Raw genomic sequence first — 11,053 nt, forward strand, 5'->3', positions numbered from 1 at the left:
GGAAGGGACGGCCCGCCGTCGTGCGTTGTGTGGGTGCAGTTCTTCGCGTCCGAGGCCGTCGGAGTCGGCAGCCGCACCGAATCGGTCAGCGTCACGCACCCCGCCGGGATCGGACGGCCCGGATTCGTCACAGTCTGGATCGCCGCCGACCGCGAGTCCGCCGCCGTCGGCGTCGGCAACAACTGGCCCGGCTTCACTACCGAGTCGACCGCGTCGTTGAGGTTCACCTGATGCCCGCCCGCCCGGCGCCGCGCCGGATCGGCCGGACCGCGTGGCTCGCCGTCGCGGGCCTGCGGCGTCGGCATCATCCGCATCCCGTCCCGGCTGGGGGACGGCACACAGGAACACGCGCTCGCGCCGATGGGCGGCTCCGATGTCGGCGGCTCGTACGCAACGCCAGACCGCGTCATACCCCGCTTCGGCCAGCCCGCCGAGTACACGGTCGAGGCCGCCGTTTTTCCATCGGAGGGCGGCGACGTTCTCCACGACGACGAGGCGTGGTCCCAGTACGCGAATGGCGTCCAGGATGCTGCTCCACAGTCCACTGCGAGCGCCTTTCTCGATACCCGCGCGCCGACCGGCGGCGGAAATGTCCTGACACGGAAACCCCGCCGTGAGCACCTCGACCGGTGCGACGGAGGCGAAGTCGACCGCACGTAGATCGCCGAGGTTCACCACGTCTGGCAGCCGCGCGGCGAGGATCGCGGCGGCGTGCGGATCGACCTCGGAGTACCAGGCGATCCGGCCGCCGAGCACGGACGCGACGCCGAGGTCGAGTCCGGCTAGCCCGGTGCACAGCGACCCGATGACCGGGCCTTCGGTCGCGACGAACCGCAGCGGATCGACAGCCTTGGTGTGGCGCTCAGGCATGGTGTGCCTCCCGCGCCTGGACTCGCCGATCCGAGGCAGCGTTCGGCGGTGGGCAGCGGTGGCGGGCGACGGCGCGCCGGGCGGCGGCGGGACGCCGATAGCGGGCGTCCCAGCCGCAATCCCGGCAGTGCACGAGCGTGCTCACGCCTGCCACCGCCCGCTACCCTCGACCCCTCCTCGCGAAGCGACCTGACCGTCGTCCGGCGACGCCGGAAGCGAGGTGCTGCGGGGCACGAGGGGCTTGGCAAGCACGACGACGTCCTCGTGCGAAATCAAATGCAACGGCAGGCCCTGCTCGCGCTGTTTACGGATGAAGTCGCGCTGGAAGAAGCTGCCGCGGGCGACCAGCTCGCGGTCGGCGACCCGGGCCAGCAAGGCGACGCAGCGTTCGACCGGGACCAGGCCGGCGGCCTGGCCGCAGGCGATGATCTGCGAGGGCAGGTCGATCAGTTCCGAGTGCTCGCGCCACGGCCGCACGGTGATCGCGACGTGCCCGCCCGGGCGCAGCACGGCCGCGCAGCCGGTCAGGATGCGGGTGAACCCCGCCAGCAGCCGGTGGTGGCCGACGTTGGCCAGGTTCCCGCGATCCAGCGCCGAGCCGTAGCGGTGGTGGTACTTGTGCACCTTGCCGTCCGGTGAGTCCGTGCCGGCGGTGACGACCTGCCCGTGCGTCGACGGACCGTACGGCGGGGAAGTGACCACCAGCGCGACCTGCCCCCGGTAGCGCTCGGGCAACAGGAACGGAAGCTGGCGGGCGTCGCCGTGCACGATCTCGCCGTCGTGGTCGTGCCCGCGTTCCCGGGCCAGCTCGAGGTTGGCGCGGGCGACGCTGACCCAGTGCGGTTCGTACTCCACGCCGACCGCGCGGCGCCCGGCGTCGATCGCCTCCACGAGGGTGGTGCCCGATCCGGCCATCGGGTCGAACACCACCTCGCCGGGGCGGGTGTACTGCCGGATGGCGTGCGCCGCCACGGCCGGGAGCATCTTCGCCGGGTGCGCGGTGGAGTCGGTCACGTAGCGGCCCTTGCGCTGCGCGGCCGGGGAGGTCTGCGCTGTCGCCCACACCGACAGCGGCAACTCGCCCGCGTCGGTCACCCCGGTCACGGCGGCCGGGTCGGTCGGGTCGGTCGGGTCGCTCCCGGCCGGGGCGCTCGTCTGCCTCGTAGTGGTGTGCCCGGCCGTGTCCAGGGCCTCGATGAGCGCGCGCGAAATCGGCACGGTCGGGTCGTCACCGCCGTGGGAGGTGGAGCCGGTCGATGCCGAAGGGTGCTGGTGGGACATGAGCGTGGTGCCTTTCGCGGGTGTGGGGACGACCGACAGGGGCTCGGGCGAACGCGACGAGGACGGGGTCATTGGCCGCCTCCGGCGGCGGGCCCGTACCCGTGCGCGGCACTCGCCGGACCGGTCTCGGGTGGCGGCGCGGCAGAGTCGGCCGGTTGCGCAAACGCAAGGACGTCGCCGTGCACGCGCAGGTGCGGCGCGGGCAGCCCGCGCACCGTCGCGCGGTGCCGGGCGCGGTCGTACTCGGCGGCCACCGCCGCGCTCGGCGCGGCGTGCAGACGGCCCTCGCGGACCGGGGTGTGCAGGGCGACGATGTGCTGCAGGTAGAGCAGATCGGCGTGCTGCGCGGCGGCCACGATCGCGCCGGTCGGGTCGACCAAACGCCCCCGCGTCCAGTCACTGTGCGTATACACCGCGAAGATGCCGCCATGCCGTAGCCGGTCCGCCGCCAACAGCGCGAGCCGGTCCAGCGACACCGTCTCGGCGGCGTGTGCGGGCAACGACACGAGCACCAGATCCGCACGCCCGCCGACGTCCGATTCCGGCGCACCCGACCCCGCGAGGGCACCGGTGCGCGCCGGGATCGACGGCGATCCTGCGAGGGCCGCGGATGGGTCGGCGGAGTCGGTGACCAGGTCGGCCCAGAACGGGCGCGACGACGTGACGGAGACATCCGTGCGCGGGTCGAGAGTGAGCGTGTCGGCGGTGCGACCGAGTGCGCGCACCGCCTCGCGCGCCGCGTCCATCGACGCGGCACCGGTCGTCGTGGCGCCGTCTGTTCCGGGGGTCGTGACCGTGGTCGACGCCGTGCCGATGTCGACCAGAACGACCCGCGCGCCGGGGTCGGTGAACGCCCCCGTGATGGTCTCGACGATGGGCACCGGCCATGCCGCGTGGGCGTCGACCGGTTCGGCTCCGCACGTCCACACCGTGGCGGGAGTCGGCGCCGCCGACGAGGTCGTCGCGCGCCGGCGCGCCGGTGCTGATGCGCCCTCGGGACGCGAGGTCGCGCGGGTCGGCCGGGCACCCGCCGCGGTGGTGCGAGAGCGGGCTCCGGGGTAGGGAGCGCGGTCGCCACCACGCCGGGTGCGCGGCGGACGAGTCGAGTCTCCACGACGACCAGGACGGCCATCCGGAGACTGCGAACGCTGGGCCATGAGAGGTCCTCCTCGGACGAGAACAGCCGGGCGGTGACCGGCTTGGTTCGTGCTGTCGTGGGGCAATACCGGGAAAACCCCGAATTTGCGACACGCTCTCGCCGAGAAATTTGAAAATGTTCGCTTCACCCTTCTCCGGCCAAGCCCCAAGACGAACCAGGAGCAAGGAATTAAGATGGGACTTCTTGATGACAACCCTGTCAGCGGCTTCCGGTGAAACGGCGACGATCCAACTTTTTGTTCCGGTCGCCACGCGGAGCGCCTCAACGACCCTCGACCGCCCTCCGCCTTTGAGTCGCTACTCATGGCTACCGGTGCCACGGGGCGTTTCATCCCAGTTCAGGGGACTGATTACAGGCGCCTCAAAGATCGACAACGCCGCCGGGCCCCCCTTTTGCGGCGGTGATTGAAATTTCACATACCTATAGTTTGAGGCGCTTTTGAGGCGCTTTTGGCACGGTTTTGAGGCGCTTTTGAGGCGGTTTTGAGGCGCCCTCGATGGCTTGCTGACGGCTCACCAATCGGTCGCATTTACCAGGGGAGCTGTCATGGATTTTCCCTCGCGTGAAAACGAGGTCGCCGAACGCGTGTACTACGTGCGCGCCAATCCCGATTTCGTCAAAGACTCCGATGTATTCGCGATGGCGCGCTCGAGCTTCGCGTGGCTGGTGACCGGACCGGAGCCGGTCAGCGTCGACGGCCGCGAGATCCCGGGATTGCCGCCGCGTCTGGTGCCGCTGGACGAGCTCGGCACCATGCTGCTGGCCGAGGATTGCACGCAGGCCACGCGCGACGCCGCGTGGGCGTATCTGATCACCCGTGCCCGCACCGAGGGCGGCACGTGGACGGTGGCGTGTGTCGGGCTGGCGCTGCCGGTGCTGCTGCGGGTCGCGGCGATCGTGACCCGCCGATTCACCGGCGACACCCACGACCTCAACGCCGCCGTGCTGACCGGGTTCCTCGCCGAACTGCGCGAGGTCGATCTGATCCGGCCGGCGATCCTGGCGCGGCTGTACTACGCGGCCTACCGGGAGGGGCGGCTGGCGCTGCACGACGCCGTTGGCGGCCCAATCCCGGCCGGGGATCTGGTGTTCGATTCCGCCCCGCCGCCGCGCCCGGAAGGTCACCAGGATCTGGTGCTGGCCACAGCGGTGCGGGCCGGCGCGATCACCGCCGACGAGGCGGGCCTGATCTCCGAGACCCGCGTCGGTGAAACGTCGCTGGCCGAGGCCGCGCACGCGCGGGGCATGACCTACAAGGCGACCGCGAAGATCCGCGAACGCGCCGAGCCTCGCCTCGCCGCCTACCTGATTGAGCAGTCCGCGGACGCCGCCGCGACATCGCCGGCCGAACAGTCGGACTCGCCTGCCCCGCCTCGCGTGCGCCGCGGCCCGGCCCGCACGCGCCGGACCGAGCAGACCACCGGCACCCGCCGCACGAGGTTACGCAACGTGACCAGGGGCGGAGCGGTGCCGGAGAAAAAAGTTCGCCGAACCGTGTCGCAAAACGGCCCGAAATCCCGCATTGCCTCGCGCGGGACCCGCCTGCCCGCAGACCGCCGTTCCCGCGCCCGCCGCACCAGCTCCGGTCCGGCCGCGCACACCAGCCGGGAGGTCCGCTCATGCGACTGACGCCCCTTCGCCGCCATCATCTCCGCCCACCCGCACGCCGTACCGCGTCCAGCCGTCCCGGTTCCCCGGCCACCACGCCGCGACCGCGTACGACACAGCAGCGGGCCACGACCACAGCCGCGCACCACGCCGGGAGTCGCTGCGCGGGTTCCGCCGACACCACGGCCGCGCCCACCCCGGCGCGGCCACGACGCGGTGCGCACCGCCGCCGCGTCGTCCTGCTCATCGGGTGGCTGGTCGCCGCCGGTGTGCTGCTGACGTCCTCGGTCGCGCGAGCGGAGACCGTCCAGATCGTCGCGCTCGCCCAGACCGTCGACCAGGTCCTCAACAACATCCGCAACTGGATCATGGGGATCCTCGCACTGGTCACCGTCGTGTTCCTCACCATCGGCGGCCTGCGCTACCTCATGGCCTCCGGTGACCCCGGTGAAGTCGAGAAGGCCAAGGGCGCCTTCAAAGCCGCCGGCATCGGCTTCGGGCTCGCCGCGCTCGCCCCGCTCGTGGTCGAGATCCTCAAGGGCATCGTGGGCGGGGTGTGAGCCATGGCCGCACATCGCCACACACCCACAGCCCGGCGACGCGACCCAGCTCGGCGCCCCACGACGACGCCGATCGTCCGTCCTTCCCGCGCCACCGATCCGGGCCGTCGCAGTGACAGCGCGAGCACCGGGCCCGGCCGCGACGAGCGGCTCATGGTCGGTCCACCCACGGCCCCGGCGAGGCGCCGTCGCGGGCGCGACGGCTGGGGACGCTGGATGCCCAGGCGGCGCTGGGCCCGCGCACTCGCGGTACTGGTGCCGCCGCTGGCGGCCATAGCCGGAATCGCACTCACCGCCTCGGCTGCACCCGGGCCCACATCTCAGCCAGCGGCAGCGGCCGCACCGCTGGCGCCCGCGCAACCGCCGGTGTTGCCGCTGCCTCCGGTACCGCAGCCCAGTTGCGGCCCGGGCTCGGCCGACCCCGCGTGCATGCTGCCCAGTAACACTCAGCCGCCGAAGCCGTCGGGTCTGCCGAGCACCCCGCTCGTGCCGCCGTCGCAGCCGCCGGTGTCGTGTTTCCCGGGTGCCTTGATGCCCGAGTGCGGACCGCTCGGTGGCACCCCTCCGCCGACCACGTCGGTGCCCGCACCGTGCGAAGGGCCGAACTGCATTCCGCAGCCGACTCCGATCGATCCACGCGGCCCCGGGCACACTCCGGGGCCGGGCTCGGGCAACGGAGACCGGCCCGACGAGTGCGGCCTCACCGACCCGATCGCTTGTGTCACCGAAGGCATCGACAGCTTCTTTCGCGGTGTCGTCACCGACGCGCTCAACCCGCTGCTGGAGTTGCTGGGCAAGACCCTGCTGACCACGCCCGAGCCGAGCGCGCTGCCCAGCGTCGGGCAGCTGTGGACCGAGTCGTGGCAGATCCTGCTCGCCGTCTACGTGATCATCGTCCTGGTCGCCGGGATGGTCGTCATGGGCTACGAGACCCTGCAGACCCGCTACACCATCAAGGAGATCGCGCCCCGCGTTGTCATCGGGTTCCTCGCCGGAACGCTGTCGCTGTTCATCGCGACGAAGGCAATCCAGATCGCCAACGCCCTCGCGCAAGCGGTGATGGGCTCCGGCGTCAGCCCGGAGGCCGCGGGCAAGGCGCTGACGGACATGGTCCTCGGCGCGCTCAACGGCGGCGGCCTGTGGCTGATCTTCATCGGCTTCGCCCTCGCGGTGATGATCATCATCCTGCTCATCACGTTCATCGTGCGGGTGATGCTGACGATCCTGCTGATCGCGGCGGCGCCGATTGCGCTGATGTGGCACGCCCTGCCCCACACGGAGGGCATCGCGCAGGCGTGGTGGAAAGCGTTCGGCGGGGTGCTGGCCATCCAGGTCGGCCAGTCGCTGGCGATGGTCGTGGCGTTGCGGACCTTCTTCGCCCCCGGCGGGTTCACGGTGTTCGGCCCGAACCTCAACGGGCTGATCAACCTCTTGCTGTGCCTCGCGCTGATGTGGGTGCTGATCAAGATCCCGTTCTGGTGCCTGCGTCCGATGAGCAGCGGGCGGCGCTCGATGCTCGGCTCGCTGGTGCGCGGCGCGATCGCCTACAAAACGATGGGCCTGCTCGGCGGCGCCAGCTCCCTGTTCGGCGGCAAAGGCGGCAAAGGCGGCGGCCCCCGCGGGAGGGGCGGCGGCGGTGCCCCGGCGGACCCGCCGTCCACGCGCTCGGGCCAGTTCATGCTGCCGATGCGGGTCCGCCGCACACGGCCCGCGCCACGTCGGTCACCGCACCTCGGCGAGCTGCCAGGCACCGGAAGCGGCGCGGACCGCAGGCCCGGTCCCGGGCAGATGTCGCTGTTCACCACGAGCGGCTCCGGGGACGAGCGTGAGGTGGCGGCGAACCCACGGGCGCTACCGCCGGACTCGCTGCCGGGCGCGCTGCCGCGTGATCAGCTCGGGTTGCCGATCACCACGCGGCGGGATCCGGATCGGGTCGGGCGCCGGTCGCTGGCCGACGATCTCGCCGAGCGGCGCGGCGGTATGCCGCCGGTGTCGCAGCCGGGGTTGCTCACCTCGGACGGGCGGATCAACCGCAACGCGCGCCCGCCCGCGCACCTGCCCCGCGCGTTGGTGGCGCCGAACGCCGGGATGCTGCCCATCCACCTGCGTCCCGCGCCACCGCGCACGCCTCGGCGGACGGTGGCCGACGACCTCGCCAACCCCACACCGCCGCCGCGGCAGACCGGGCCCGGACTGATCACCCCGTCCGGCCAGATCAATCGCGCGGCCCGCGCCCCACGCCGCCCTACGCGGGATGCCTACACCGGAAACCGGCCGCTGGCCTCGGGCCAGTACCCGCTGCCGCTCGGCGTGCGCCGCGAACCCAAGCCCAAGCCGCCACCGGCCAGTGGCCCGGGCACCTCGGCACCGCCACCGAAGCGCCGAGCCGGAACGCAACTGCCCCTGCCCCTGGACCTGCCCGGTCGCCGGGGCCCGAAGAAGAAGTGAGGTCGCATCGCCATGACTTCTCCAGTGCGTGTGCCCGCCGACGTCGACCGCCCGGACCGGGTACTCGGGCCGCTGACCGCCCGGCAACTCGCGATCCTCGGCGTCGCCGGGCTGCTGCTCTACGGGCTCTACAGCATGACCCGGTCTCTGGTGCCGCTGCCGGTGTTCCTGATTTTCGCGGTGCCGGTGGGGCTCGCGGTCACCGTGCTGGCCCTCGGGCAGCGTGACGGGCTTCCGTTGGACAAGCTCGCGCTCGCCGCCCTCCGGCAGCACCTGTCCCCTCGGCACCGGGTCGCCGCCCCCGAAGGCGTGCGCGCGGCCCCGCCGTGGCTGACCGCCCAGAAATCCGAGGCGCGAACACGAGGCCGAGGGCGGCACCCGGCCTCGGCCGAGCCGGTGTCTCCGGCGCCGCTGGAACTCCCGGCCAGCGGTGTCGCCGACACCGGCGCGCAGGCCGGGATCGTCGACCTCGGCACCGACGGGCTCGCGGTCATCGCCGTGTGCAGCACTGTGAACTTTTCCTTGCGTACGCCCGGGGAGCAGGAGGCGCTCGTCGCGTCGTTCGCCCGCTACCTGCACTCCCTGACGGCGCCGGTGCAGATCCTGGTGCGGGCCGAACGGCTTGATCTCGCACCGCAGATCGCCGAGTTGCGTGCCCGTGCCGGCGGGCTTCCGCACCCCGCGCTGGAAGCCGCGGCGCGGGACCACGCGGACTACCTCGCCGAGCTCACCGCGCAGGCGGATCTGCTGCGCCGCCAGGTGCTGCTCGTGCTGCGCGAACCTCTGCGCACCGGTCCCACGCCCGCTGCCGCGTCGAGCATGTTGCCGTGGCGGCGGCGCCGCAGCGACGAGCAGTCGGTGGACGACGGGGTGCGGCAGGCGGCCGAGCAGCGGCTGGTGCGCCGCCTCGGCGAGGCCACGGAGCTGCTCTCCCCCGCCGGGATCGTCGCCACCCCGCTCGATGCCGCCGCCGCGACCGGGGTGCTGGCGGCGGCGTGCAACCCCGACACCTTCCTGCCGCCGTCAGCGGGGCTTGCTGGGGCCGACGAGGTCGTCACCGCCACCACCACCTTCACCGACCTCTACGGCCCCGACGAACCCGCCGACGACACCGACCTCGCGGCGCCGTCTCGCCCGGTCCGCACGACGCGCACACCCACGGCGCCGTCATCCCGGCGCCGCGCTCCAGCGACGAGCCCACCCCGCGGCCCGTCGACTCGCGGCCCCGAACCCTCCCGCCCGGCGACCTCCCGATCCAGCCGGTCGCAAGCGGGGCCCTGGCTGCCCGAGGACGAGGACTGGGACTACGACGACGAACTCGAAAGCAGGTAGACCACTCATGGCACGCACCAGAAACCACACGCCCGGACACCGTTCCGGGTCGGCGGGGGCGTTCACTCCCGACTCGTTGTCGGTGGCCGCCCGACACCTGGAAATCGGCAACGAGTTCGTCGCCTCGTTCGGCGTCACCGGCTATCCGCAGGAGGTCTATCCCGGGTGGCTCGCCCCGCTGTTGACCTACCCGGCGCGGTTGGACGTCTCGGTGCACGTCCAGCCGGTGGATCCGGCTACCGCCGCCAGCGGGCTGCGCAAGCAGCGCGCGAAGCTGGAGTCGTCCCGGCGGCACAACGCCCGCCATGACCGGCTCGACGACCCCGAGGTGGACGCCGCCGCCGAGGACGCCGCCGACCTCTCGCGGCGCATCGCGCGCGGCGACGGGCGCCTGTTCCGCTTCGGGCTCTATCTGACCGTGCACGCCCCGGACGAGAAGGCGCTCGCCGAAGAGGTCTCGGCGCTGCGGTCGTTGTGCGCGTCGTTGTTGCTGGACGCGAAACCCGCGACGTATCGGGCGTTGCAGGGCTGGGTGTCCACGTTGCCGCTCGGGCTGGACCCGCTGGGATTGAAGCGGACATTCGACACCGCCGCCGTGTCGGCCGCGTATCCGTTCACCTCGCCGGATCTGCCGCCGACCGACCCGACCACCTCGGCCCCGTCCGGGGTGCTCTACGGCTACAACGTCGGCAGCTCCGGGCTGGTGCATTGGGATCGGTTCGCCTGCGACAACTACAACTCCGTCGTCCTCGGTAGGTCGGGCGCGGGCAAGAGCTATTTCGTCAAGCTCGAGACGCTGCGCAGCCTCTACCGCAACCTCGGCGACGACGAGGACGGGTGGGCCTCCGACGGGGTGCAGGCGTTCGTCGTCGACCCCGAGGACGAGTACGCCCGCCTGGCCTCCCAGGTCGGCGGCACCTACGTGCACCTCGGCGCGGGCGGAGTCAGGTTGAACCCGTTCGACCTGCCCGTGCACACCGACGCACGCGGGCGGCGCACCGCCCCGCAGGACGCGCTCAAGCGGCGCAGCCTGTTCCTGCACGCCGTGCTCGCCGTCCTGTTCGGTGCCGAGGTCACCGCCGCCGAGCGCGCGGTGCTCGACACCGCGATCACCGCCACCTACCACCACGCGGGCATCACCGACGACGCCCGGACCTGGACACGCCCGGCGCCGCTGCTGCGCGACCTGCGCGACGTGCTCGCCTCCTCCGGTGACGGTGGTAATGCGGTAGCGGCCGATCTGGCGGCGAGGCTGCACCCGTTCGTCGACGGCGCGTTCAGCGACCTCTTCGACGGACCCACCACCGCCACCCCGGACGGGCACCTCGTGGTCTTCTCCCTGCGGGACCTGCCCGACGAGCTGCGCCCGATCGGCACCTTGCTCGTGCTCGACGCCGTCTGGCGCCGCGTCTCCAACCCCGCATACCGCCGGCCCCGACTCGTGGTGGTCGACGAGGCGTGGCTGCTGATGCAGCAACCCGAAGGCGCCCGCTTCTTGTTCCGGATGGCCAAAGCCGCCCGCAAACACTGGTGCGGGCTCACGGTGGCGACCCAGGACACCGCCGACGTGCTCGGCAGCGACCTGGGCAAGGCCATCGTGAGCAACGCGGCCACCCAGGTGTTGTTGCGCCAGGCGCCCCAAGCCATCGACGAGATCGCCGAGACCTTCGACCTTTCCGCCGGAGAGCGGCAGTTCTTGTTGTCCGCCGACCGCGGGCAGGGCTTGTTGTCCTCGGGGACGCAGCGAGTGGCGTTCCAGTCGCTGGCCTCGCCCACGGAGAACTTCCTGGTCACC

9 protein-coding genes are annotated in these 11,053 nt (G+C 72.1%); 6 read left to right on the forward strand and 3 right to left on the reverse strand.

Translation table 11 applies throughout. The features are described from left to right. The 3 genes from H5411_RS44245 to H5411_RS44255 form a co-directional block, all read right to left on the reverse strand. Positions 1 to 870: DNA cytosine methyltransferase (locus H5411_RS44245; RefSeq protein WP_183127680.1), on the reverse strand; the 870-nt coding region annotated here is incomplete at its 3' end. Between the two features lie 141 nt (positions 871 to 1,011). Further along, positions 1,012 to 2,151, reverse strand: coding sequence for a TRM11 family SAM-dependent methyltransferase (locus tag H5411_RS44250; protein ID WP_183127682.1), 1,140 nt, complete (start codon positions 2,149 to 2,151; stop codon positions 1,012 to 1,014). A gap of 68 nt (positions 2,152 to 2,219) precedes the next feature. Next, positions 2,220 to 3,032 (reverse strand): hypothetical protein, encoded by an 813-nt coding sequence (locus tag H5411_RS44255; RefSeq protein ID WP_229857917.1) that lies wholly within the window; start codon positions 3,030 to 3,032, stop codon positions 2,220 to 2,222. Between H5411_RS44255 and H5411_RS44260 the strand changes: the two genes are divergently transcribed. The 6 genes from H5411_RS44260 to H5411_RS44285 form a co-directional block, all read left to right on the forward strand. Continuing rightward, a complete protein-coding gene (locus H5411_RS44260) occupies positions 3,025 to 3,213 on the forward strand; it encodes a hypothetical protein (RefSeq protein WP_101436261.1) in 189 nt (62 codons plus the stop codon). The genes H5411_RS44255 and H5411_RS44260 overlap by 8 nt on opposite strands. A 643-nt stretch (positions 3,214 to 3,856) precedes the next feature. Then, a complete protein-coding gene (locus H5411_RS44265; RefSeq protein WP_101436262.1) occupies positions 3,857 to 4,939 on the forward strand; it encodes a hypothetical protein in 1,083 nt (360 codons plus the stop codon). Between the two features lie 218 nt (positions 4,940 to 5,157). Beyond that, positions 5,158 to 5,478, forward strand: coding sequence for an Mbov_0395 family pilin-like conjugal transfer protein (locus H5411_RS49930; protein ID WP_101440869.1), 321 nt, complete (start codon positions 5,158 to 5,160; stop codon positions 5,476 to 5,478). Between the two features lie 429 nt (positions 5,479 to 5,907). Next, positions 5,908 to 7,926 carry a type IV secretion system protein gene (locus tag H5411_RS44275; protein ID WP_246370405.1) on the forward strand — a complete coding sequence of 673 codons (2,019 nt, stop codon included), beginning with the start codon at positions 5,908 to 5,910 and terminating at the stop codon, positions 7,924 to 7,926. A 12-nt stretch (positions 7,927 to 7,938) separates the two neighbouring features. After that, entirely contained in the window at positions 7,939 to 9,258 is a 1,320-nt protein-coding gene (locus H5411_RS44280; protein ID WP_183127684.1) for a PrgI family protein, read from the forward strand. 7 nt (positions 9,259 to 9,265) lie between these two features. Beyond that, positions 9,266 to 11,053 (forward strand): VirB4 family type IV secretion system protein (locus H5411_RS44285; protein WP_183127686.1); only part of this gene is annotated, 1,788 nt, incomplete at its 3' end.

It is taken from the genome of Amycolatopsis echigonensis (genome assembly GCF_014174495.1).
Lineage (GTDB): Bacteria > Actinomycetota > Actinomycetes > Mycobacteriales > Pseudonocardiaceae > Amycolatopsis > Amycolatopsis echigonensis.

What these genes read in the sequence shown, in the direction of transcription:
- H5411_RS44250 (WP_183127682.1), bottom strand. Translation starts at nt 2,151, where the DNA reads ATGTCCCACCAGCACCCTTCGGCATCGACCGGCTCCACCTCCCACGGC.
- H5411_RS44260 (WP_101436261.1), top strand. Translation starts at nt 3,025, where the DNA reads ATGGGCACCGGCCATGCCGCGTGGGCGTCGACCGGTTCGGCTCCGCAC.
- H5411_RS44265 (WP_101436262.1), top strand. Translation starts at nt 3,857, where the DNA reads ATGGATTTTCCCTCGCGTGAAAACGAGGTCGCCGAACGCGTGTACTAC.
- H5411_RS44275 (WP_246370405.1), top strand. Translation starts at nt 5,908, where the DNA reads ATGCTGCCCAGTAACACTCAGCCGCCGAAGCCGTCGGGTCTGCCGAGC.
- H5411_RS44280 (WP_183127684.1), top strand. Translation starts at nt 7,939, where the DNA reads ATGACTTCTCCAGTGCGTGTGCCCGCCGACGTCGACCGCCCGGACCGG.